At 63.9% G+C, this 25,174-nt stretch carries 17 protein-coding genes; all 17 read right to left on the bottom strand.

Annotated elements, in window-relative coordinates:
- Positions 1-12 precede the first annotated feature (12 nt).
- On the bottom strand, positions 13-900 hold the full coding sequence (locus IRI77_RS27925; protein ID WP_194448259.1) for a hypothetical protein: 888 nt from the start codon (positions 898-900) through the stop codon (positions 13-15).
- A 270-nt stretch (positions 901-1,170) separates the two neighbouring features.
- Positions 1,171-10,491: an RCC1 domain-containing protein gene (locus IRI77_RS38180; RefSeq protein WP_228486350.1), complete on the bottom strand. Its 9,321-nt coding sequence runs from the start codon at positions 10,489-10,491 to the stop codon at positions 1,171-1,173.
- 241 nt (positions 10,492-10,732) lie between these two features.
- The gene (locus tag IRI77_RS27885; protein WP_194448258.1) at positions 10,733-13,198 is read right to left on the bottom strand and encodes an ABC transporter permease; all 2,466 of its coding nucleotides are present in this window, start codon (positions 13,196-13,198) and stop codon (positions 10,733-10,735) included.
- Between the two features lie 143 nt (positions 13,199-13,341).
- Positions 13,342-14,037 carry a VIT1/CCC1 transporter family protein gene (locus IRI77_RS27880; RefSeq protein ID WP_194453816.1) on the bottom strand — a complete coding sequence of 232 codons (696 nt, stop codon included), beginning with the start codon at positions 14,035-14,037 and terminating at the stop codon, positions 13,342-13,344.
- Positions 14,038-14,200: 163 nt separating this feature from the next.
- Positions 14,201-14,713: a YgjV family protein gene (locus IRI77_RS27875; RefSeq protein ID WP_194448257.1), complete on the bottom strand. Its 513-nt coding sequence runs from the start codon at positions 14,711-14,713 to the stop codon at positions 14,201-14,203.
- A gap of 97 nt (positions 14,714-14,810) precedes the next feature.
- Entirely contained in the window at positions 14,811-15,251 is a 441-nt protein-coding gene (locus tag IRI77_RS27870; RefSeq protein ID WP_194448256.1) for a DUF1801 domain-containing protein, read from the bottom strand.
- A 25-nt stretch (positions 15,252-15,276) separates the two neighbouring features.
- A complete protein-coding gene (locus tag IRI77_RS27865; protein WP_194448255.1) occupies positions 15,277-15,732 on the bottom strand; it encodes a DoxX family protein in 456 nt (151 codons plus the stop codon).
- A gap of 19 nt (positions 15,733-15,751) precedes the next feature.
- Positions 15,752-16,321, bottom strand: a complete 570-nt coding sequence (locus tag IRI77_RS27860; RefSeq protein WP_194448254.1) for an SRPBCC family protein — start codon at positions 16,319-16,321, stop codon at positions 15,752-15,754.
- Positions 16,318-16,680: an ArsR/SmtB family transcription factor gene (locus IRI77_RS27855; protein ID WP_194448253.1), complete on the bottom strand. Its 363-nt coding sequence runs from the start codon at positions 16,678-16,680 to the stop codon at positions 16,318-16,320. The genes IRI77_RS27860 and IRI77_RS27855 overlap by 4 nt, the downstream gene beginning before the upstream one ends.
- 162 nt (positions 16,681-16,842) lie before the next feature.
- Positions 16,843-18,327, bottom strand: a complete 1,485-nt coding sequence (locus IRI77_RS27850; protein ID WP_228486348.1) for a glycoside hydrolase family 30 protein — start codon at positions 18,325-18,327, stop codon at positions 16,843-16,845.
- Positions 18,328-18,822: 495 nt separating this feature from the next.
- Positions 18,823-19,143: a hypothetical protein gene (locus IRI77_RS27845; protein ID WP_194448251.1), complete on the bottom strand. Its 321-nt coding sequence runs from the start codon at positions 19,141-19,143 to the stop codon at positions 18,823-18,825.
- Between the two features lie 346 nt (positions 19,144-19,489).
- A complete protein-coding gene (locus tag IRI77_RS27840) occupies positions 19,490-20,500 on the bottom strand; it encodes an alpha/beta fold hydrolase (RefSeq protein WP_194448250.1) in 1,011 nt (336 codons plus the stop codon).
- Between the two features lie 96 nt (positions 20,501-20,596).
- Positions 20,597-21,634: a redoxin domain-containing protein gene (locus tag IRI77_RS27835; protein ID WP_194448249.1), complete on the bottom strand. Its 1,038-nt coding sequence runs from the start codon at positions 21,632-21,634 to the stop codon at positions 20,597-20,599.
- A gap of 20 nt (positions 21,635-21,654) precedes the next feature.
- The gene (locus IRI77_RS27830) at positions 21,655-22,113 is read right to left on the bottom strand and encodes an organic hydroperoxide resistance protein (protein ID WP_194448248.1); all 459 of its coding nucleotides are present in this window, start codon (positions 22,111-22,113) and stop codon (positions 21,655-21,657) included.
- Between the two features lie 34 nt (positions 22,114-22,147).
- The gene (locus IRI77_RS27825; RefSeq protein WP_194448247.1) at positions 22,148-22,960 is read right to left on the bottom strand and encodes an enoyl-CoA hydratase/isomerase family protein; all 813 of its coding nucleotides are present in this window, start codon (positions 22,958-22,960) and stop codon (positions 22,148-22,150) included.
- A 68-nt stretch (positions 22,961-23,028) separates the two neighbouring features.
- Positions 23,029-24,300, bottom strand: a complete 1,272-nt coding sequence (locus tag IRI77_RS27820) for an epoxide hydrolase family protein (RefSeq protein ID WP_194448246.1) — start codon at positions 24,298-24,300, stop codon at positions 23,029-23,031.
- A gap of 204 nt (positions 24,301-24,504) precedes the next feature.
- Positions 24,505-25,158 carry an isochorismatase family cysteine hydrolase gene (locus IRI77_RS27815; protein ID WP_194448245.1) on the bottom strand — a complete coding sequence of 218 codons (654 nt, stop codon included), beginning with the start codon at positions 25,156-25,158 and terminating at the stop codon, positions 24,505-24,507.
- Positions 25,159-25,174: the final 16 nt, after the last annotated feature.

The raw sequence follows: 25,174 nt of genomic DNA, 5'->3' as shown, positions 1-25,174 counted from the left end.
GCCCGCGCGGCTTCAGCCAGGGAATGGCGTCCCGGAGGAGGCAGGGCGCGCGTTCCCCTGGCTGGCGCAAGGACGAAACTCGGCGCCTCTCAAGCCGGCCGACCGGATGCTTTCGAAAAGTGCCGCAGTCACCAGGATCTCGTTGTAGGCCGTTCCGTCATGCCCGAAATACTCTTGGGTCTTGGTCATCTCCGGCCCTGCGCCGAGGACAGCCGGAAACGGGCCTCGCTGATTCGGCGCGTACTTATGGCGGCCACACCTCGTGCAGATGATGGGCGTTACGCCCTCCCTATGCAGGCTGGCCGTCTTTTCCAATCTCAGCTGGACCACTGTTTCCAGCACCGCGCCGGATTGATGGTGCAACACTGGATCGCACTCGACTCCGAAAGGGCGGAAGACGGCCTCCCAACAATCCCTCCGGACAAACACCTCATCCGGCACCCAGTTCAGCTTGAGAATCGACCTGCGGCCCCAGGCCGGCTCTTTCTTCATCCGGAACGGCGCCTTCTGCCGGGAACCCATGCCGCAGGCGATACACCGGTCGGCGAAGTCGTAGTTCACGAGTTCGAAGGGCAAACAACGCAGGCCGGGGACCGCGGTGAGATCGGAAGGCTCAGGGTATCCACTCGTCCAGCAGTTGGCCAAGGCGAGGAAGTCCGCAGCAGCCAGTTCCTGCCTGGTGAAGGATGTCTCAATCCGCCGGCCGACGAAGTGCTGGTTCGCCTCGAGCTCCGCCAGCAACCGCGATACCTCATGCCAGCGCACATCATCCTCGGCCACCTGGAAGAAGCGCAGACGAATTCGAGACCCGGCATCGGAGAGGTCCAGCCCCAGGCCTTCCAAGCGGGCAACCATCGCCGTGTCATCGCCGTCAATCGTCAGGAAATGAGTGATCCGCATAGTCCTGGCCACGCCGCAATCAGCAGTCCAGGCTCACCGGCGCAAGAAGATCGTAGCATGCGGGCACCAACCGATTTGCGCGTGGTCGCGGAATGGAGGAGGAAGGACTGGAACGACCGCGCCAGCCACGATGCCGGGCACTTTGTTTGCACACGCGATGCTCAGGCGGATGAATCCGGCTTCGATCCGCAGGCGTCGAGAACTTCGGCCAGGTTGCTGGCCGCGCCGGCCCCCTGTAACCGGCGCGGCCCTCATTGCGGTGAGCCGTGGCTATGGAATCGTCCACGCTCCTTTCTGCTGCCAGCCGGTGTCACGGCTGAGCGCATCCATGGTCCGCAAATACATCTGTTTGGTGCCGCTCATGGGTGCCTTCAGGGTTAATGGAACATTCAGAAGCAGGTTGCCACTGACGTTCTGGTATGTAGTTCCGGCGGTGTTGACGGAACACGCCGAGCTACTCAACGCATTCGAGCTCGCTCCGGGCGCCACCGGCCCCAGGAAGAAGCCGACGTCGGAAGAGTACATCCACAACCCGTTGCCCGCCCGGTCGTAGTGCACGAAGCAGAAGGGCTGCCCGCCGCCGTCCGTTGCCGCGGCGACCAGGAACTCCTCCCAACCGAGAGCCGAGCCGGTGAAGCCGGGCGGGTCTGGGAAGGTGAGGGTGAACGTCGGACTTGCTCCGTTTCCGCTGGCCGGGCTCACCGTCAGATTGGAAAGCGGGGCGGCCACCTGCGTCCAGGTACCGCGCTGCACGGTGCCCGTATCGAAGTCCGTCATGTCCATCGCACGCATGTAGACGTTGCGGACCGCCGCGGCTTTGAAGACCACGGCCATGTTCAGGGTCAGGTTCGCGCCATTACCGGAGACATTGGAGCCGGCTGTGTTGAGAGCGCAATGCGAACCCTGCAATGCGCTCGAGGCGACTCCGGGCGTCACCGGCCCTACGAAGAAGCCGAAGACATCGGAGTAGAGCCAGAAGGCGTTGCCTTGCACGTCATAGTGGAGGAAGCAGAAGGCCTGTCCGCCACCATTGGGGGCCACCGCGAACAGAAGTTGTACCCAGCGAATCTTCTGGTATCCCTGGGCGCCGCTATAGACAGCCTGGAACACCTGCTGCGCGCCGCTGCCGGACGCGGGTGTGATGCTCACTGCCGCTGTGCCGCTGACACTCAGGGGATCGCCCGTGGTGTTGTTCGCCAGATTGAGATCGCTGGCATTGGAGAGTGCGGCAATGTTGCTCACGGCCGGATAGGCAGCCGCCAGCACCGTCGCATTGAGAGAGATGACGGAAGCGGCACCGGGAGCCAGTGAGTTGGGGTTGGTGCAGGTGACCAACTGTCCCACGGCCGAACAACTCCAGCCCGAGCCGGTTGCGCTGAGATAGCTCAGGCCAGCCGGCAGAGGATCCGTCACGGTGATCACCCCACTGCTGGCATTCTGCCCAATGTTGGTGACTGTCAGGGTGTAGGTGGCCTGCGCACCGATGGTAAGTGCGCCGCCGTCCGTCATCGAAATGGTCAGGTCGGCGTAACCGTTGGGCAGCGACTGGACCGGGACGATGGCCAGGCTGGACTGCCCGTCGCCCGACTTGCCCGAGTCCTCTGTGCCCCAAGCGAGCACCGTGCCGTCACCCAGGATGGCGACGCTGTTCTCGCCGCCCGCTGAGACGGCGGCAACGCCTGTCAGCATGGCCACGGGTACGGGCGTCGCCCGGTTGAAGGTGGTGCCGTCACCCAACTGCCCGGAGACATTCCGCCCCCAAGCCCAGACGGTGCCGTCGTTCTTGAGCGCCAGGGTGTGCTGCCCGCCGCCTGAGATTGCGACGATGCCCGTCAGCCCCGGGAGCTTTGTCGGGCTCAGGTGCGCGGCGGTGGTCCCATCGCCCATCCCGGAAGAGTCGTTGTTGCCCCAGACCCAAACGCTGCCATCCGAGCCCAGAGCAGTGCTGTGGCGGTAGCCGGTCGTAATGGCCTGGATCCCGCTGAGACCGGGCACCTGTATCGGCGACATTCGCACCGTGGTGGTGCCGTCTCCCAGGGCCCCCACGGAATTGTCGCCCCAGGCCCACACGGTTCCGTCAGTCTTGAGCGCCAGGGTAAAGAGGTCGCCGCCAGCAACACGCGCCACACCCGTGAGCCCGGGCACTTGTACCGGCAGTGAGCGAGTGTTGGTGGTTCCGTCGCCGAGCTGCCCTTGATTGTTGTAGCCCCAGGTCCAGACAGTGCCATTGGCGAGCACCGCCACACTGTGCTCCATGCCGGCCGCCACGGAGGCGACGCCGCTCAGGCCGGCCACCTGCGCGGGGACCGCCCGATCATTCGTGCTGCCGTCACCCAACTCGCCGGAGCCGTTGTAGCCCCAGGTCCAGACGGTCCCGTCATTCTTCAGGACCACACTGTGGGACATCCCTGCGGATACCTGCTTCACGCCGGACAATCCGGATACCGTCACTGGGGTAGCCCGCGCAATCCAGGTGCCGTCACCCAGTTCCCCATTGCTGTTGTTGCCCCACGCCCTGACCGTAGCGTCAGTTCGCAGCGCCAGGAAATGATTCTCTCGTCCCGACGCGGACGAGACTCCGTTGAGTCCGCTCACCACCCCAGGCCAGGGGCGGAACAACAGCAGTCCATTCCCTAACTGTCCGTTGGTATTGGAGCCCCAGGCCCATGAACTTCCGTCGGCCTTGATGGCGATTGCGTTCCCGTAGGAGGACAGACAGATCGCGGCGATACCGGTCACCCCGGTCAAGCCGCTCACCGCGACGGGCGTATGCCGCTCCGTCATGGTCCCATCTCCGAGCTGTCCGCTCGAGTTGTCACCCCAAGCCACTAGCGTTCCGTCCTTCAGCAGGGCGAAGGTGCTATACCGTGCGGCACCTACCTGCGCCACATTCGACAGGCCCGCCACCTGGCCAGGCAGGGAGCGGTTCGCCGTGGAGCCATCCCCCAATTGGCCGTAACCGTTGTAGCCCCACGCCAGGACCGTCCCGTCCGAACGTAGGGCGAGGTAGTGATAGAGCCCGCTGCCGACGGAAGTGACATTGCTGGCATTCTTCACGGCCGCGGGCGTCAGCCTGGCGGCGGTTGTGCCGTCACCCAACTGTCCGTAGCTATTGGAACCCCAAGCCCAGACGGAACCGTCCGCCCGCGCCGCAAGCCCGCCTTGATTGCCCATGGCGATCGCGGCGGCTCCTACAAGTCCCGTCACCTGAACCGGCGTGGGGCGATCTATCATCGTCCCGTCGCCTAACTGGCCGGCATTGTTGTAGCCCCATGTCCACACCGTACCGTCAGACTTCAGCGCCATGCTCGCGGACGGACCGGCCGCAATGGCGACCACTCCGCTCAAACCCGCGACCTGCTGGGCGGTACCCCGGTTGGCCGAAGTCCCATCGCCCAGTTGGCCTTTGGCGTTATAGCCCCATGTCCAGACCGTGCCATCGGACTTCAACGCCAGGCTGTGATAGTTGCCGGCGGCCACATCCGTGATGCCCGTCAGGCCGGGCACCGGCGCTGGCCCGTTCCTCTGAATGAGTGTGCCGTCCCCCAACTGGCCCATGCCGTTATAGCCCCATGCCCACACCGTGCCATTGGGCGCGACACGCAGAGTGTGTCCGACACCCATGGCGATGAGCATGTGAGACTGCGCACTGGCCTGCTGGCTGACCGGCTTCACCACCGTCGAGGAGTTGTTTACCGCATTCACGTCGGCCGCCAGGGCGACGCTAGCCGTGTTCGAAACGGACGGATACGCGGCCTGCGCCACGTTCACCTGGATCGAGAGGTTGCTGCTGAAGTTGGGGTAGATCACAGTGCCGCTGGTGCAGGTCACCGTCTGTCCGTTCGCGGAGCAACTCCAGCCTGCGCCCGATGCGGACGCATAACTCAGCCCCGCCGGCAGAGTGTCTGAAAGCGTAATTGTTCCGCTGGTCGCGGATCCGCCAACATTCGTCACGGAGAATAGATAGGACGCCTTGGCGCCCACCGCGAACTGGATGCTGGCCGTATTGCTCAAGGCCAAGTCCGGCGGCGGCACGGCGGCGATCGCCGTGGGAGCGAAAACGGTGAGGGTCGCTCCATTCCCCAGTTGCCCGTAGCTGAAGGAGCCCCAACTCCAGAGCGATGTGTCTGTCTTGATTGCGAGCGTCTCAAAGCCGCCCGCGGCCACTGCGGCCACCCCGCTGAAACCGTTCACCTGGACCGGAACCGTGCGGTTGACGGTCGTCCCGTCGCCCAATTGGCCGTACAGATTGAAGCCCCAGGCCCAGAGCGTGCCGTCGTTCCGGAGCGCGGCCACGTGATTGGTGCCCGCGCTCAGGGCCGTCACTGAGGTCAGTCCGGATACCTGGACCGGGCTGGTGTGGCTCGTCGTCGTCCCGTCGCCCAACTGCCCGTTGCCGTTCCATCCCCACGTCCACACCGTCCCATCGGATTTCAAAGCGGCGCTGGAGGAGTTGCCCGCTGAGATCTTCGACATGCCCGTCAGGCCGGGCACCTGGATCGGATTGGTGCGGTTCGCCGTCGTCCCGTCACCCAATTGCCCGTTTCCATTCCAGCCCCAAGCCCAGGCAGTCCCGTCGCTCTTCACGACGAGGGAATGGCTTGTGCCCGCGGAGATAGCTATCGCGCTCGAGAACGCCTGGTAAGGCGTCGACCGGTTGGTGGTAGTTCCGTCACCCAACTGGCCGTTGTTATTCAGGCCCCATGCCCACACGGCTCCATCGTTTCTCAGAGCGAGACTGAAGCCCTGGCCGGCCGCCACCGCGACTATGCTCGTCAGTCCGGTCACCTGGGCCGGCGTCCCGCGCGTGGTGGTGGTGCCATCACCCAACTGCCCATAGTAATTCTGGCCCCAGGCCCAGACGGTTCCGTCGCTCTTCAAAGCCAGCGCATGGCCATCGCCCGCCGCCACCGCCGTGAACCCGGCCAGGCCGGCCACCTGGGCCGGCACGCCCGTGCCCCAGCCCATGGCGCCATTGCCCAACTGCCCGTTGAAGTTGCGGCCCCACGTCCACACCGTCCCGTCGTTCCTGGATGCAATCCCAAAACTGACGCTGACGGAGGCGGAAACAATACCGGTCAGCCCGCCGGCCGAGCCGGGTGCCGCGCGCAGCAAAGCCGCACCGTTGCCCAACTGCCCCAGGCCGTTATACCCCATGGAGTACACGCTGCCGTCCGTGCGCAGAATCAGGCTGTGAAGATCACCCGCGGCCAGGCCGGCGGCCGGCCCGGCGCTCGCAATCAAGGTGGGTGTCGTCACATTCTGCATGTTGTTGTTGCCGAGTTGGCCGTCGTTGGCCGATCCCCAACCCCAAACCGTTCCGTCGCTCCTCAGCGCCAGATTGTGATCGCGGCCTGAAACCAGGACGATCACGCCATTGAGGCCAAGCGCCTGCACGGGTGTGAGGCGTTGCGTGGTGGTCCCATCGCCGAGGTGGCCACCCCAGTTCTGGCCCCACCCGCGGACACTGCCGTCGCCCATCAGGGCCAGGGAGTGGCTGCCGCCCGCCGAGACGGCGATCGCCCCGGAAAGCCCGCTCACCGGCAACGCCGTACTGCGAGAAGTCGTCCCTCCGTCGCCCAGCTGCCCTGCGTTGTTATAGCCCCAGCTCAGCACGGTTCCGTCGCTCTTCACCGCCAGCGCGAAGTAGTTTCCGGCCGAGATCCCCACCACTCCGGTGAGGCCGGTTACCTGCACCGGTGTATTGCGCGAAGTCGTGGTGCCGTCGCCGAGTTGCCCGTTGCTGTTGGATCCCCAGCACCAGACTGTCCCGTCGGACTTCAGCGCCATGCTGAACTGCTCGCCGGCCGAGATGCTGATCACATTGGTCAGCCCGCTCGCCTGCACCGGCAGGTACCGCAGGGCGTTGCTGGCGTCACCCAGTTGACCGGACCCGTTGTTGCCCCACCCCCACACCGTCCCGTCACTCTTCAGCGCCAGCGCGTGGCCCGAACCGCTCGCCATCGCGATCACACCGCTGAGATTCCCCAGCACCTGCATCGGCGTAGAGCGGCCTGCCTGTGTTCCGTCGCCCAACTGGGCGCTGGAGTTGTCGCCCCAGGAGAAAATTGCGCCGCTGCCGTTGACCCGGAAACCCGCATTGCGGCCGGCCGCGATCAAACCCGTGCCCGGCAACTGCGGGGTCACATTCGTCACCGTGGTGGAAGTATTGTTTGCCGTATTTGAATCGGAGGCATTCACCAGGGTCGCGGTATTGCTGAGCGTCGCCGATGCCGACGGGCTCACACCGACCAGAATCGCGACACTGGTCCCCACTCCCGAATAGACGGGATTCACAGAAACGCAGGTGACGGTTTGCCCCGAAGCCCCGCATGACCAGCCCGGCCCGAATGCGGAAACGTAGGTCAGGCCCGCCGGCAGCACATCGGTCAACGTAGTGACCCCGCTGCTGGCCAGCCCGCCCGCATTGGTGACCGAAAGCGTGTATGCCGCATAGGCACTCAGCCGGAACGGCCGCGCCGCCGTCTTGGTAAGCACCAGATCGGACGCGGCGGCGTTCAGGACCGCTGCCCCCCCGGCCGAAAGCAGCGTGGACCCTTCCCCGAGTTGCCCGCAGCCAACCGACCCCCAGGACAGCACGGTGCCGTTCGTCAGCACGGCCATGCTCTGGTTCACTCCTGCAGTGACGGAACTCACGCCGCTGAACCCGGCAATCTGCACCGGCACAGTCCGCTGCGTCAGGCTGCCGTCGCCCAGTTGCCCGAAGCCGTTATAGCCCCACGCCCACAACGTCCCATTCGTCAGGACGGCCAGGGAGTGCGTCTGCCCGGCCGAAATGCCGGCCACACTCGTGAGCCCGGTCACCTGCACCGGAGACTTCCGGTTCGTGGTGCTTCCGTCGCCGAGTTGGCCGCTGCCGTTCTGGCCCCATCCCCACACGGTACCGTCGTTCTTCAGCGCGAGGGTGTGGTTGTTGTCGGACGAGATGGCAACGATGCCGGTGAGTCCGGTCACCTGCACAGGGGTCGTCCGTTGCGTGTTCGTACCGTCACCGAGTTGCCCTTGGCCGTTCGAGCCCCACGCCCACACCGTCCCGTCGTTCTTCAGCGCGTAACTGGAGGCGTTGCCGCCCGCCACTGCCACGATCCCCGTCAGGCCGGACACCTGGACCGCCGTATTGCGGTTAGTGGTGCTGCCGTCGCCCAACTGGCCGTTGCCGTTGTAGCCCATCGCCCAGACCGTGCCATCAGCCTTCACCGCCAGGCTATGGTTGATGCCAGCGGCAATGGCCGTCACCGTACTCAGTCCCACCACCTGCACTGGAGCATTCCTGTTCGTGTTCGTTCCGTCTCCCAGGTGTCCACCCCAATTCTGGCCCCAAGCCCACACCGTTCCATCGTTCTTGAGTGCGAGGCTATGCGCATAACCCACCGCAACCGCTGTGATCCCGCTCAGCCCGCTGATCGCGCCCGGCACATTAGCCGCAATCCCGTTCGACCCATTCCCCAACTGCCCAAAGGCATTCTGCCCCCACGACCATACAGACCCGTCGCTGCGCAGCGCCAGGGCATGCGTGTTGTTCAATGCGATTCTCGTCACGTTGGTCAGTCCGGCCGGGCTGATTGCAGACATCCGGACAGTCGTCGCGCCGGTGCCCAACTGGCCTTCCTCGTCGAAGCCCCAGGACACGATGCTGCCGTCCGCCTTCATCGCCAGCGTGTGGTAACGCCCGGTGGCGGCCGCGGCCACTCCGCTTAGGCCGTTCACTGCAAAGGGAGTGAACTGGTCAAACACAGTGCCGTTGCCCAACTGGCCCTGTGGGTTCTCGCCCCAGATCCAGAGCGTGCCATCGGCTTTCACCGCCTCACTGTGATTCTGGGCAGCGGCGATGGCGACAGCAGAACTCACGCCGCTCACCGCAACCGCCGTCAGCCGCTGCGCCGACGTCGTGTCGCCCAGCGACCCGGAGTAGTTCGCACCCCAGGCCAGGACGGTGCCATTGCTCTTCAGAGCCAGCGTATGGCTGCTGCCGCCGGCCACCGCCGTGGCTCCGGATACTCCAGATGCCTGCACCGGCGAGACTCGGGACGTCGTCGTGCCATCGCCCAACTGCCCCTGCAGGTTGGCGCCCCAGCCCCACACGCTGCCGTCACTCTTCACCACCAGCGAGAAATAGGAGCCGGCGCCCACCGCGGCCGCATTCGTCATCGCCGGCACCTGCACCGGTACAGTCCGATTTGTGTTGCTGCCGTCTCCAATCTGCCCGTCGGAGTTGTAGCCCCAGGCCCAAACCGTGCCATCGTTCTTCCGGGCCAGGTTGTGCTCCATGCCGCTGGCGATCGCAGTGATTCCCGACAGCCCCTGCACCTGCACCGGAGTGAGACGCGTGGTGGTCGTGCCATCACCAAGCTGGCCCGCCCAGTTCTGGCCCCACGACCAGACGGTCCCATCGCTCTTCAGCGCAAGGCTATGCCCGCTGCCCCCGGAAAGCGCCACCACCCCAGTGAGTCCATAGACCTGCACGGCCCGGCTCCGCTGTGCGGTGGTGCCGTCTCCCAGTTGCCCGGCCGAGTTCCGCCCCCACGCCCAAACCGTGCCATCGGCATTGAGCTTCAAGCTGTGAGACTGTCCGGCCGCGACCCAACCCGGACCCACGGCCGCGCGCGACAATCCCCCCGTCAACGCCGCAGTCGCCAAACGCGCCGCCGCTATCCCCGCGGCCGCTTTCTGGCCGCTGCCCGAGGCGGCCTGTTCGGCTGCGCCGTCGCCGCTCTCCATCTCCGCTCCGCCCTCAATCCAGGCCAACGCCCAACCAGCCGCCCACGCAGTCGCTTTCTCTTCCAACGGCAGGGTAAAGACCGCCCGGCCGCCCTCCTCCACGGAGATCGCCTCGTCCGTCACCAACACCCTGCGGTCCAGTCCGATCCTGCCCGGCCAAACCGAGGCTCCCTCGGGCCTCTTCTCCAATCCGACGATGCGTCCGGCCTGCACGGCCAACTCCTCCTTCAGTCGGAGACCGCGCACCAGGGTCGGACGCAGCAGCAAGCCGCGGGCCTCACCGGGTGCGATCCCCGTCCAGTTGGCGCCAAATACCACCACGGAACCGTCGCTCCGCAGCGCCGCCGTGAAGGCCCCATCCGCCGCAATGGACTGTACCTCCGACAGGCCCTCCACCATGCGCGGCTGGGCATGGCATAGCAACGACCCATCACCCAACTGACCCTCATAGTTGCAGCCCCATGTCCACACCGTGCCGTCTCGCTTCAAAGCGACGGAATGCTGCGTGCCCGCTGCCACGGCCACCACATCCTCCAGCCCTTCCACCAGATGCCAGCCCTCGACCCGCTCCACATCACCCGTCCCCAACTGACCTGAGGCATTGTCGCCCCAGGCCCACACCCGGCGCGAACTCGTAAGCACCAGCAGGTGCGCGCCTTGCGACGGCATCGCAATTCGCGCCGCCCCCGCGATCGCACCAAGCTCCCTGCTCTGGTAGCCCGCTCCAGCGGACTCTTCAATCACCCGGATACGGCCGGGCTGTGCCACTGCGGCTGTCGTGATGCCGCCAAGTGCAATCGAAAAGGACAGAGCACCCAGTACACTAATTCGGGGACTAAATGAAGAGGACATACAGGTTCCTTTATCTTGAGAAACTGTAGGTCATCTTACGTTCGCAGTCAAATTAAACTTCGTCTTCTCTTGCTGCTGTTCCGCAATCAACGAGCACCACCAATTTGAGCGAATCGATCGGTAGGAGATTTGCACCAGCACCGGGAAGAGCTCCGTGTGGCATCCATCCGATGGGGCTGGAGTGTGGTTGCCTACACAGCCACATGTTCAGGTGGACTGGCCACCGCGCGCCGTGATGCAGCTATTCCTGCCGGAGGGCTACGGCAGGTTTCACCCTGAGGGTACGCGTCAAAGGAACCAGCGCGGCAACCGCCGAAGCAGCCAATAACACCAGCGCCGCGCCTCCCAGTACGAAAGGGTTGGCAGGCTCGATGCCATACAGCATCGACTTCAGGAACCGTGCCAGGAACAACGCCGCGATGGCTCCGGCGAGAGTACCCATCCCTACCGGCGCCAGCGCGCGCAAGATGCCACCTCCAACTAGATGACGGGCAGTCGCCCCCAAGGCGAGCCGGATGCCGAACTCCTTCTGCCGGCTGGCGACTGAGTGCGCGATCGCTCCGCTCAGGCCGAGCCCCGCCAGAAGCAACGCACACAAACCCAGCGCCACCGCAACGACGGCAAGCAGCCGCTCACGCAACAGGGAGCGCTCAACCAGGTCGCGCTGTGTCCGTACACGGCGGACCGCCAAACCGGGTGCGGCAGTGCGTATGACTCGGGTTAACTCCGGCACGTCCAAGCGAGCCCCGGGTAAGGACTGAATCTCAATCGAGGCCGGCATGTCGCTGGTCCCTCGAAACTCGGATTGGAAGAAGGGGAGATAAACCAACGGAGGCGCAGGCCCTCGCAGGCCGTTTAACTTGGTGTCTTCAACGATTCCCACAACTTCAATCTTCTGCTTCGGATCGAAGATGGAGAATCTGTGGCCCAACGCCAGGCCATTGCCAAAATAGAGACGCGTTGCGGATTCATTCAAAATGGCGGCTAGCGGTGCCGCCTCGGTATCCGCGGGGCTGAAGTCTCGTCCACGCATCAGCCGGACACCCATCGTCCGGAAGAAGCCGGGCGCAACAGACAGGAACTCAGCCGGCTCGGTGGCGCCCTCGCCTTGCGGGTGCTCGGGAACAATGGCGGCACGACGGGAGTTGCCTCCGAAGTAGCTCCAGCCCGACAGGCTGACCCTCGCCACTCCAGGGAGTTCCGCAATGCGTGCGAGCAGCAACCGGTATACGGAGTTTGTGTACGCCCGGCTTCCCTCGCGTGCCCACTGTAACTCCGCAATCGAGAGCCGCTGCTGGTCAAAGCCGGGGTTCAACCGCTCCAGGTTGTACCAGGTTGTCTGCAGCAGCCCGCCTCCGGCCAGCAGGATGACAGCCAACCCCGCTTGCACCGCGATGAACAACCAGGCGGGCTGAAATCCAGAGTGATTCCGGTGCCGGAAGGAAAGCCGACTGTGTCCTGCATCCTGCCGTTGAATCCCCGACAAGCGCCACGCAGGCAGAGCCGCGGAAACGGCCGCGGCAATGCCGCAGCAGGCAGCCGCCATCACGGCGAACCGCCAGTCCCATTGCCACGCTAACCGCATCGGCCGGTCCGGATCTGAGGCCAACCCTACCAACATTCCGGCAATGAGGGGGGCCAGCATGGCACCGGGCAGACACGCGATGACCGGCAAGGCCGTGGTCTCCACCACTACCTGCCGGACAAGACGCCACCGGCTCGCACCAAGAGCCATTCGAATGGCGATCTCACCGCGCCGCCGGTCGTGCAGCGCGGCCAGCAGCAGGCCCGAGTTGCCACAGCCAGTCAGCAACAAAAGCAGGGCCCCTACCGTCAGGGCCGCCAGTGGGGTTGTGAACCGGTTCCGGATGTCCGACCGTAGGCCCTTCGAGGCGTCCACGGCCTGAAGGCGCATCCGCGCGAGGCGCGCGTTCTCCTGGCGGGTTTGGGTGGGCGGCTGGCTCCGCAGGTACTCTTCCCACGCGGGGCGCAGCGCCGCCTCCAACTGAAGGGGGCCGGTGTTCTCCCGCAGCACCACCAGCAGGCGCCCGCCCTGCCCCCGTCCGGCGGGCAACCATGCATCCGGACTACTACCGAGATCCAGCTCTGGACACCCGCCCGGCAGCACACCGACGATCCTGACGATCTTGTCCCGCCGCCGCAGCAGTGTGCCGAGTACGTCGGGTGCTCCTCCAAAGCGCCGCTGCCAGTACTCGTGGCTGAGAATCGCCACAGGCTCAGCGCCAGGCTCACTGTCGCCCGCTTCGAACCCTCTGCCCAGCGCGGGCTGGACTCCGAGCAGAGCGAAACCTTTGACATCCAAGGACTGGAGCCGGGCCGGCTCTGGCAGGAACGCTCCGCTTCCAAAGGACACGAATTCGTCGTTCGGAAAGCCCACCGTGAGGATGGTGCCAACCCCTTTCGTTGCACCTTCGAGTTGGGCAATGAGCGAGCCGGGAAACGAGTCCTGGGTCAATCCGCCTTGGGCTGCGGGACGCACCAGTTGAAAGAGGCGATCCGGGTGCTCAATCGGCAGAGGCTTGAGCAGCAGCCGGTCTGATAGTGACACGAGCGCCATGGATGCGCCCATCGTCAGGCTTAGGACGGCCAATGCACTGAAGAGGATCGACGGGCTGCGGCGAAGAACCCGGAACCCCACAACGAGATCCCGCCATGCGGATTCGACTGCCCCAGCCCAAGCATGCATCGTCCAATGCTCCTGTGACTGCTAGACGCAGCCGCCTGGCGCGTCGTGCAGGCGGATCAGGATTACCGGCGCAGCGGCGGTTATGACGCTCGGATGCCAGGTGACCACGCGCTGTCACTCGATGCACTGCGCCCCCCGCCCGGTCACACACTGGTTCCGAACAGCGCCCCGGCACCGGAAGTGACCGCCATCGCCAATGCACCCCAGAACCCTACCCTCAGCGCCCCCATTGCGACACCCGCGCCGCCCGCCCGTGCCGCCAAGGCCCCAAGCGAAGTCAGGAATATCAGAGAAGTGCCTGCGATCAGCGGGAGTAGCATCGCCTCCGGAGCGAAGACGGTCACCAGCAGCGGCATCGCCGCCCCAACGGCAAAGCTACCCGCAGAAGCCAATGCGGCCTGAACCGGACGTGCACTGAACGCGTCCGAGATACCCAGCTCGTCACGGGCATGGGAACCCAACGCATCGTGGGCCATCAACTGTATCGCCACTTCCTTGGCCAGCTCTGGCTCCAGCCCGCGAGCAACGTAGATGGCCGCCAGTTCGGCATGTTCGGCTGCGCTGTCTGCTCTCAGCTCGGTCTTCTCCAGCTCAAGTTCCGCTTTCTCCGTGTCCGCCTGTGAGTGCACCGATACGTACTCACCGGCGGCCATGGACATTGCGCCGGCTACCAACCCCGCGACGCCGGCCACCACAACGTTGGCTTGGGTCGCATGCGAGGTGGCCACCCCCAGCATCAGGCTCGCTGTGGACAGAATGCCGTCATTCGCGCCCAGCACGGCCGCGCGCAGCCATCCAATGCGTCCGATACGGTGCCGTTCTCTAGGACCTATGGGCATTCCAGGAAACTCCTTGCTGATGCTGTCGGGTGCGTTGCTCTGCCCCGCGCGGAAGGCGGACACCACGCCAAAGGCTGACACGCCAGGCCCAACCAGGGGCCCGGCAGGAGAATGGTAGCTGCATTCCAGGGGCCACATGAGATCATGCGGCCAGGGAGACGAGCTAAACTGCCGCCCGCAGCCGCGCCTTCTCCAGCCCCATCCGCACGAGAGTCGTAATATTGGCCGTCGCGATCAGGGATTCCAGCACCGTCCCTCCGATGGAACGGCTGATATACCCGTTCGCCAGCCACATCAGTGTCGACGTCAGCAGCACCAGCCGCAGCCGCATGCCATCCAGCGTGAAGAATCCCACCGTCGCCACGCACGACCCCACAATCGGCAGCCACCCCAGCCCACTGTGCGCCACCCGCAACCCCACCCAGATGTTCAACGCGATGGCCGCCGCCGCCAGCCAAAGCGATCGTGAGCGCAACGACAGATAGGTCCTGCCGGCCGAGATCCCGGCCGACCCAGCCGCGGGCAGGTTGCCCAGCATGAGGAAATGCGCCCCGTACACCACGCTCTCCGCCGAAAGCAGCAGCTTCATCCGCCGGTCGTCCCTGGTCAGAAACGCCCCTACGCCCAACACCAAAGCCACATACCCGGCGCATTGCGCCGGTGAAAAATAGTCCATTTCCCTCTATTCTCGCAGCTTCGGGGAGAATCCATCCATTCTCCGAATCCGCTACACGCGGCAGGACCGGCACCTGGACACGTGCTTGCCCGAGGATCTAGCCGGCCCGTTTGCCGCTCGCGCGCCGGGGCTTCGGTCTATTCTTGGTCTCGAGATTCAGCGCCACCGCTGCGCGGATGAGGTCCTTCAACGCGTCCTCATCCACCTTCTCGCCCTCGTGGATATCGATGGCGCGCCGGACATTCCCTTCCAGGCTGGAATTGAAAAGGCCGGCCGGATCCTTCAACGCGGCGCCCTTGGCGAACGTCATCTTGACGATGCTCTTGTACGTCTCGCCTGTGCAGAGGATGCCGGCGTGGGACCAGATCGGGGTCCCCATCCACTTCCATTCTTCGACGACTTCGGGGTCCGCTTCGTGGATCAGGGCACGCACGCGCGCCAGCATTTCGCCGCGCCAGTCGCCCAGTTCCTGGATCCGCCCGTCGATCAACACAGAGGCGGATTCCGCCAGTTCAGTCTTCTTCGTCTTCGATTCCATTCCACAGCCCCTCTCTTCACTGGACTCAGTTTGTACCGGGATGGCCGGCAGTGCCCAGCCAGACGCTTGCCCGCATGGCGGGTCGGCGGCGCCAGGAGAAGTAGGAGAGCCCCCACAGCACAGAAGTGGCGGCTGCCCAGCCCCACGCCTCCGAGCCATCGCCCACCGCAAAATGAGCGATCAGCGCCGAGCCAAGGTTAATGGCGAAACCCGCATAGGCCCACTCCTTCAGCCGTGCCGGCACTGGCGCCAGCAACAGCACGACGCCGAGGAGCTTGGCGCAGGAGAGCTCCACCCGGAAGTACGAGGGGAACCCGAGGTGGGTGAACGCCTCCGCCACCTGCGGCAAGGTGAGTTGCGCGTAGGCGGTAAAGCTCATCTGCAGGCAGAAGATCGCGGTGGCCGTCCAATAGAGGATCGTCATCGTTCTTGGGATGTTTCTAGTGCCCAACAGGGCCGGGTTCCGCAGGGTCGATTCCATAGGTCTCTCCTTTCACTCCTCAGGACTTTGGGGCCGCGGACGGCCAACCGGGGGACTCCACGCCAAATTGCTGCGCGTACTCCGTGGTCAAACGCTGCCAGCCTTCGAACTTCATGGCATCCGGGCCCACCGTGCGCCCCATCGGATCGCCCGCGAGAAGCCGGTCCAGCACATCGAAGCACAGGTGCCAGCCCGCGGCACCCCAGGCGATGAAGCGGCGATCGATGTTGTGCCAGAGCGTGAGGCGCGTGCCTTCACCCTGGGCTTCCAGCTGCCATCGAATGTCCTGCCCGCCCCAGCTATACTCCAGCAGCCTGGGAGCCTCGGCGCGCGTCACCCTTGTCTCGGAAACCATGGGCTTCGGCGCACCCACCGTGGTGAGCTTCACTGTGGATCCCGCCGTACCCATGCTCCCGTCCGCGTCGAAAGGCGCCCACTCGCGCAAGTGCGCCGGCTCGGTCAGCGCCTGCCAGACTCTCTCCGGTGAGTGCCGGAGTTCCCTGACAAGGACAAGCGTCCACTTCTCTCCGTCCTTTTCTACCCGTGCTCCGCTCGCCGGGCCTGGTGTGTACTGCACACGATCGTTCATCTTCCTCTCCTTGTGCTTCGCCCAGTCTTTTTCTTCACTGCTGCCGGCGCGGCTTGCTCCATGCGATCCAAGTGGCGCTCGAGAGCATCCAGGTGGACAGACCAGAACCGGCGGAACGGAGCCAGCCACGCATCGATCTCCTGCAGCGGTTCCGGTTTCAGCCGGTACAGACGGCGCTGCGCGTCCACCGTCGATTCCACGAAACCGGCCTCCCGCAGCACCCGCAAGTGCTTAGACACGGTCGGCTGCGGCATCCCCAGATGACGCTCGATCTCACCCACCGACTGTTGCGACGAGACCAGCAGGCTCAGGATCGCGCGGCGGTTCGGCTCCGCGATGATTTCGAAAACAGATTCCACTCTCCTGATATACCCTGAGCCGCATATACCTGTCAAGGCATATATACGAAGACGACGCCTGTCCGGCGGCCGTAGTGGGCTACACCGGCCTGCGCATATTAAGCGATTTGGACCCACAGGGACCCGCGGTCCCGGCGGCATCGGACAACGGGAATCACCGCCTCATTCGGCGGCCCAGATATACGTCCCCACCCCGCCGGGGCTCAGCCGCAGGTTGGCCACTTCCCCTCGATACTGGATGGCAAAACCGTTCACCGACTGCGTATCGTTCGCGACAACCAGAACGATCTTTCCATCCGGCGTCCGGAAAGCCACATTGGGCAGGACCTGCGCACTCTCAATCACCACGACTCGCTTCACCCCCGGACGCTCCTCATCCTCGGTCAGCCCGACCGCCCTGTCTCCCGCGCCGGTCGATCCGATGCGCACCGAACCGGGACGCACGAATTTCGAAGCGTGGGCAATCGTGTAGTAGGCGAGATTGATCGTCACCGCGTCCTTGTCCAGGGTGACCCCGCCCTGGCACATCGGACAGCCTCCGTTGTCCGTATGCGGCTTGTTCTCCGGATCGGCGGCCAGGTTCCACAAAATCACATTCCGGCTCCAGTTCCGCGTCGTGTCGATCAGCATCCGCTTGACGGTCGCCGCAATGTCGATCGTCGGGCTGCCGGGTTTTTCGATGATCATCTGCTCGGTGAAATAGACGTTCTTGTCGGGCCGTGCCAGGTGCATCAGGCTCATCGCCGCCAGGTCTCCACCGTAGTGGTGGAACCCCGAGCCATCGGCGAAGCGCGAAATCACCGGATCGCTCAACAGCGCCAGCGGATAGTCGGGACGATCGCAATTGTGATCGAACAGGATCACCTTCGTCTTCAAGCCCGCCTTGGTGAACGCCGGATAGAGATGATCCCGAAGGAACACCAGTTGCTGGCTGACCTGCCACTGCATGCTGGGCGTGTTCTTGGAATTCAGCGGCTCATTCTGGATGGTGATCGCATCGATCGCGATCCCCTCCTTCCGCATCTCCTCCACATACCGCACGAGATACTGCGCATAGACCGCGTAGCACCGCTCCGCCAGAGCGCCCCCGCGGACGTTGTTGTTCGTCTTCATCCAGGCAGGCGCCGACCACGGCGAGCCCAGAATCTTGATCCCAGGAGCGATAGCCAGGATCTCCTTCAATACCGGGATCACGTCCTTCCGGTCCTGCCCCAGGTCGAACTTCTTCAGCTCAAAATCCGTCTCGCCGGGCGCCAGGTCGTCATAGGAGAATACGAAGCTGTTCAGGTCCGACGCGCCGATCGTGAGCCGCAGGTAGCTGACCCCGATGTGATCGCCATCCGTGGCAAACGTCCGCCGCAGCACGTCGGCCCGAGCCTGGGGACTCATCTTTGACAGCAGTTCCGCGCTTCCACCTGTCAGCGCAAACCCGAAGCCGTCGACAGACTGCATCTGCTGGCCCGGATCCACGACAATCACCGGCCCGCGGGCGTGAGCATTCGCCTGGAACGCCGCCGGGCTCGCCTGCTTCGCAAACAAGGCAGACCGGTCCCGGCTTGTGATCCAGCTCTCGATCTGCGCCGGCTCGCGATTCTGGGCCAGGCCCACATTCAAGCTGGCAGCCAGGCAAATCAGCGCGGAAATCATACTGCGATCCAGTTTCATAGTTGCTCTCGGTGTTTCAGAGCTTATCATCGCCAGGCCCGGCGGGCCCACTGCCTCAGTCGAAACCGAAAGCATGCTGGGCAATGCCGCGCCAGCCCCTACTCACCGAGTCCTCGGGACAGCCACATCTCGAATTCGAGCAAGACCAGTCACTCAACAGGAGCCACATTCCGGTCCGCTGCATCGCTCGTTCGCCACTGATCACCATTCATCCGCCAAGCATCGGAGTGTCGGGACTAAGGAACTCTCACCTTCCTCCGCCTCTCACGTGCGCCTTCTTCTGTCGTGGTGTCAGGGAACGCATCGCACCGGGTGGCCATCGATTCCATATCGAGTCCGATTTCACAGACCATTTCCAGTCTGCCATCGAACGCGACGGCGTGGCGCTCCCCAATTCTACCCGGCAGAAGTGCGATATGCCTCTTCGTTGTTGAAGTGATTTGCCCTCAACGACCACCCTCGCGACCGCGGTCTGGACTACGGCCCTTTCCGCTCAAGGCTGCGCGGAGCATGCGTCCGCACGTCTTCCACCGCGACCACGGTACGCACAACCAGCAGTGCTGAAAATGCACCGCCCTGTCCGAAGCCGTTTCCAATAATATCGTCGCCGCGCCGTTCAATCCGAATGCCCTTGCGAGTCTTGAGTTCGCCGGTCAGTATGACAATCGCTCCGCTCGTTCCGGTACGAATGAACTCTTCGCACAGAACACTGCCAAGATCCGACAATGTTGGTGCTTTTTCGCGAAAAGAAACCGATCCTTCGTCAGCCTCCAGGTCCTCGGGGGTTGTGAGCTGCATGGCAGGGATCCAGGACCGCTTATGGCCCTGCGCGCCAGGGCAAACCAGCTCAGCGGAGCCCATGCCCTCCTGCCCGATCACTTGGAGACCGTGCGGACGACTCCAACCAACAAAGCCCCGGATCGTTACCATCCGAGTGCTCAGCCGCTCCACACTCCTCAGCGCGTCGCAGACCGAAAGGACTCGCGGTTGATCTTGCGGCTCTGCGCGGAGCCCCACGCGGACGAGTAAGGTTAAGGCGAGAAAAAGCCGCACATTGGCCATCGCCCGCAATTCTATCTCGTTGCGGACATCCGGCGGCCCAGCAACTGAAAGGTGTTATCGCAAAGCCCCCATGCGGCCCACCTCAATTCTTCTGCGCCCCCAAATCCAGCACCGCCTTCGCGAACACCTCCGGCGCTTCCTGCGGCAGATTGTGGCCAATCCCTCCACTCGCCACCCGATGCCGGTACCAGCCCGTGAACCTCTTCGCATAACTCGCGGGATCCGGATGCGGCGCACCATTCGCATCGCCTTCCAGGGTAATGCTCGGCACCGGAATGCCCGGACCCTCGGCAAGCCGCTTCTCCAACCCATCGAACTTCGGCTCTCCTTCCGCCAGGCCCAGCCGCCACCGGTAGTTGTGAATCACGATCGCCACATGGTCCGGATTGTCGAAGGCCGCGGCGCTGCGATCGAACGTAGCATCGTCGAATTTCCACTTTGGCGAGGCGGTCTGCCAGATGAGTCTCGAGAACTCCTTCCGGTATTTCTCATACCCGGCCTGGCCCCGCTCGGTAGCAAAGTAAAACTGATACCACCAGGAGAGCTCAGCCTGCGGAGGCAGCGGAGGCCGGTTGCCGCTCTGGCTGCCGATCAGATACCCGCTCACCGACACAAGAGCCTTCGTACGCTCCGGCCACAACGCCGCCACGATGTCCGCCGTTCGCGCGCCCCAATCAAAGCCCCCCAGAATCGCCGACTCGATGCCGAGCACATCCATCAGGGCGATCGTGTCGGCAGCCAACGCGGCCTGCTGCCCATTGCGAGGGGTCTCGGACGACAGAAAGCGCGTCGCCCCATAACCGCGCAGGTACGGCGTGATCACTCGGTAGCCGACCGCTGCCAGCAGCGGGGACACCTCCGCAAAACTGTAGATATCGTAAGGCCACCCGTGGAGCAGGATCACCGCGGGTCCCTTCGCAGGCCCGGCTTCCGCATACGCCACGTTCAGAACCCCGGCATCGACGGTCTTGATCTCTCCAGGGGAACTGGCGGCCCGCAGTGGCTCCACGGCCAGCAGCGCCCCTCCCACCGACAATCCTGTCTCGGCGAGAAACCGCCGGCGCGAAGGAGTCATTTTTTCTTCGTGTGTCATCGACATTTTCCTTTGTTAGTTCGCTTGCCCTGCCACGGCCCGTTAGCCGATCGCCACGGTAAATCACTGCCCTCCGAAATCCAGCAGCATTCTCCGCTAACCAAACGTGAACGAGTACGCAGCCGCCCCTCGATCCAGGAACTCAATCACGAACACCGCGTCCTCGATCGGCCCCGTCTGCCGGATCAACTGGTACATCCGTGGCTCTCGAATCACACCAGAGCCATCAGCGGCGGAATCGGACCCGTGATGCTCGCCCGGCGGCACGCCATTCAACCTCACCCTGAAACGAACCGGCGCCCCGTCTTTGGACGGACCCAGAACCATGTGGAGATCCCGGCCGTGGAATCGGAACACAATCTTGCCGGGCGCCACCTCGAGAGTCGACCGCTCCGGACCCGCATTCCAGGCCCCGCTGAAGCCCCACTTGTTAAGGTCCAGATGCGCCGGCAGGCTGTAGATCCTGCGGCCATCGCGCGCCAGCCGTTCCGGGGAGACGAAGTTCTCCGCACGGGCATAGCCCACATACGTCTCCGGCGATCCGATTGCCCGGCTCGGAGGAGCCTCCGGTCCCGTCGCCGAGATCTGAACTAGACTCTCATCCAAACCCGTCGCACCGTTCTCCCGTAGCAGCGTTTGAATCACGCGCTCGGCCCGCTCATACTCGCCCTCGCCGAAGTGGTGATAGCGGATTCGCCCTTTCCCGTCGATGATGTAGTCCGCCGGCCAGTATTCATTGCGAAAGCTGTTCCAAATGGCATGATCGCTGTCGACCGCAATAGGGTAGGCGATCTTCAAGGCCGAAACGGCTGTCCGGACATTCGGCTGCTCCTTCTCGAAGCCGAACTCAGGGGTATGGACGCCCACCACCACCAGTCCTTTGTCTCCATACTTCTCCGCCCAGGCCTTCATGTAAGGCAGTTCCCGCAAACTATTGATGCAGGAGTAGGTCCAGAAATTGACCAGCACCACCTTGCCGCGCAGCGCTTTGCTGTTCAGCGGTGCGGAGTTCAACCAGCCCGGAACCACGTCCAGGTTCGGCATGCGTCCCTCATCCCGTGTATCGGAGGCGGCCATGAACAGTCCGGTCGCGGCAATCGCGGCCGGAACCCAAACGAAGCTTCGGCGTCCCATGGCGGCGGTTCCGGGCGGGTCTACCGGCTCTCCGCCGTGGCCGCTGCCATGGCGGCTTCAGTCACGACCGTTGTCACGACATCGATGTTGCCGTGAGTTGCCAGGGAGTACGGACACACCTGGTGCCCGGCCTCCACCAGTTCCTCCGCCACCTGGCGATCGACGCCCGGCAGAGTGACCTTCAGGCGCGCCGCGAGGCGAAACGCGCCATGCACCAGGCCCAGGTCCACCTCCGCGTCAACGGCGAGATCCTCCGGAAGCACAATCTTCCGCTTGCCGGCCAGCAGCTTGAGTCCCGAGAGAAAACAGGAAGACCAGCCGGCGGCGAACAATTGTTCCGGATTCGTGCCGCCCCCGGGCCCTCCCGGCGTGGAGAACGCAACACTCAGGCGGCCGTCATCGGTGCGTGAGGTGCCTCCGTCTCGACCACCTGTCGTATGCGCCCTGGCCGTATAGAGAACCTTGTCCAGCTTTGTCATTGGATGAACTCCCTCTTGTGAAATCTGCGGTCTGTCAGTCGCGTCCCAGGATCGCCGTCAAAGCCAGTTCCCCACTGCGGGTCTGCAGGCCGTTCTTCATCGCAGCCTGGATGATGCCTTGCGCCTCGCGCTTGCGGACCCCTTCACTGAACAGGTCCCCATCCCGGTTGAATTCCTCGGCCGATGCCAGCGCCACCGCGTTGACTCTCTCTTTCACGACGGCATGCCCGGCCGCCGGAAACCGGGCGATTCGATGCGCCAGCCTGGCGACGAACGCGCTTAGCTCGGCGGCCGGCAAGGCTCGATTGATCCAGCCGTATTTCTCAGCCAGTTCGGCGTCGTAATCGTCGGCACTCAGCAGGACTTCCATCGCCCGGCTTCGGCCCATCAGCCGGATCAGGTGCTGAGCCCCGCCCGAGCCAGGCAGCAGCCCCAGCGCCGGCTCGAACTGGCTGAAGATCGCCGACTCGCGGGCCGCAAACCGCATGTCGCACGCCAGTACGAACTCACTGCCGACGGCGCGTACCCGGCCTTCGATCTGGGCGATGGTCACCAGGCGGCTCGTGCTGATACGGCGGAACAGCAGCGCCAGCGAAGTGGCGCCCTCCATCTTCATCACCTGTTCGCGGTATTCATTGATCCGCGTCACGTCAACGTGCGAGATGAAGTAGTCCGGATCCGCGCTCTTGAATACCAGCACCTGGATCGCTTCGTCTGCCTCGGCTTGCTGGATCAGCGCAACCAGGTCACCGACCAGTTCCGGCCCCAGAAGATTCATGGGCGGAGCGGCAATCTCTGCAAACAACACTCCGCCTTCCCGCGTGACATTCAGTTTTTCGAAATTCATATCGAACTCTCCTTCGTGACGAGTGATGGGAACAGCAGCGATGCGACGCCGTCCTGTGCCGCGGGCTGCTAACGCAGCGAACGAAATGCCGTGCGGAGCTCTGAAGTGAGCAGCCCCGGCTGTTCCCACGCCGCAAAGTGGCCGCCCTTCGGAAGCCGGTTGAAGTGGATCAGGTTGGGGTATGCCCTCTCGGTCCAGCTCTTCGGAGCGGCGTAGATCTCATCCGGGAAGACACTCACTGCCGTGGGAACCCGCACGCCCTTCGGAGCGAAGAAGGCCAGCTTGCTCTCCCAGTAGAGCCTCGCGGAAGACACCGCGGTGTTGGTGAACCAGTAGAGCGAAATGTTGTCGAGAATGTCCTCGCGCGTCAATCCTTCCGGCTCGCCAGCGAAAACCCGGCTGATCAGCTCCATGCTGCGGGCGTCGTGGTCGAGCATCCAGGCGGCCAGGCCGGCCGGCGAATCGGCGAGCCCGTACAACGTCTGCGGGCGATTGGCCATCTCCAGTGCATAGCCCAATCCGTGCTTATAGAACGAGTCCAGTTGGTCCCACGCGCCCTTCTCTTCCGCGCTCAGGCCGTCTGGCGCCGGCTGGCCATACTGCAAGGCAGCCGCAACATCGGCGGGCACGGTCGCGGGCATGTTGGTGTGAATGCCGATCAACTCCGGCGGAGCCTGCAGTGCCATCTGCTCGGTAACGGCATTCCCCCAATCCCCACCCTGTGCCACAAAGCGCGTGTAGCCCAGGCGCTTCATCAACACCGTCCAGGCACGCGCAATTCGAATGGGATCCCAGCCGGTCTCCGTCGGCTTGCCGGAAAATCCATGACCGGGCAGCGACGGAATCACGACATCAAAAGCGTCCTCGGCGGTACCGCCATGCGCCGTTGGGTCCGTCAATGGTCCAATGATCTTCATCTGCTCAATCACTGACCCCGGCCAGCCGTGCGTGATGATGATCGGCAATGCATTCGGGTGCTTCGACCGGACATGAATAAAATGAATGTCCAGTCCATCGATGTTGGTGGTGAACTGAGGCAGCGCATTCAGCTTCGCCTCGATCTTTCGCCAGTCGTACCCGCTCTGCCAATAGCGCACCAGGTTCTTCATCGTTGCCAGTTGCACGCCCTGTGAGCGATCGGAGACGGTTTCCTCTTCCGGCCAGTTTGTTGCGGCCAGGCGCCGCCGCAGGTCGGCAATCGCCTTTTCGGGAACATGCACCCGGAATGGGCGAATCCCGCTCTCGCCGCTCCGGGCTGCCCCGCTTGCGGGCTCAACATAGTGGTTCACGGCCTTGCTGGTCTGGGAGCAGAGCGGGCCCGCGAGAATCAGCATGGTCATGGTCGCTGCGCCCGAAAGGCGTCGGCCACTTCGAAATGGTGCTTTGGAAAATGTCATTTGCTGGATAGCCTTCTCTAAAAATGGTTTCGGGACGCGCCTCTGGCTGCCCAGGAGCACACGAGATGCTTCCAGGTGGTACAGACCAGCCTGGCTTGAAGAACTAACGGAACGATCTTTCCAGGGCGGGCCTCGCAGTCTCGGGAATCACGCTTTGGTGGCGGCCGCCACGCTCGCCGGGGCACCAATCAGCGCCACAATCTCCTGCGTCGTCACCACGGCACTGGCGTAGTTGGGGATGTTGATTTCGAGAGCGGCCTCCATCTCGCGATCGGAGTAGTCCGCCGTGGCGTCTTTCACCATCGTGACTTCGTAACCAAGCTCGGCGGCAAAGCGGACCGTCGCCTCCACACAGGTATGCGCAATCAGCCCGATGACGATCAGCTTGTGTATTCCGTGTTTCTTGAGCTGCAGATCCAGGTCCGTGTTGGCGAAGCCGCTCGAACACCAATGCTCCGAAGCCACGATATCGCCGGGCTGTGGCTCGAACCCCTGGCGAAACTGGCCGCCCCACGTCCCATACTCGAAGGATTTACGGGACCACGCCGCCCTCTGGATGGGTGCGATGTACTTCCAGCTCTCGTAATCGCCGGGCCGGTAGCGGTGATGCATGGCGTAGAACACGCGAACGCCCGCCTCGCGTGCCGCCTCCAGCACCTCCTTCATGTGAGGTACGCACTGGTTGGCTTCCGCAACCCCTTTGAGGCGGTCCCATATCTTGCCGCCCTCTGAGATGAAATCGTTATACGGGTCGATCACCAGAAGACCGGTGATCTCTTTTTCGTAGGTAAGCGCGCCCATGGTGCCTCCGCTGGAT

This window comes from Paludibaculum fermentans (genome assembly GCF_015277775.1).
GTDB classification, from domain to species: domain Bacteria; phylum Acidobacteriota; class Terriglobia; order Bryobacterales; family Bryobacteraceae; genus Paludibaculum; species Paludibaculum fermentans.
Note: the sequence above shows the minus strand (reverse complement) of the source record. Positions and strands in the feature narration are given on the sequence as shown.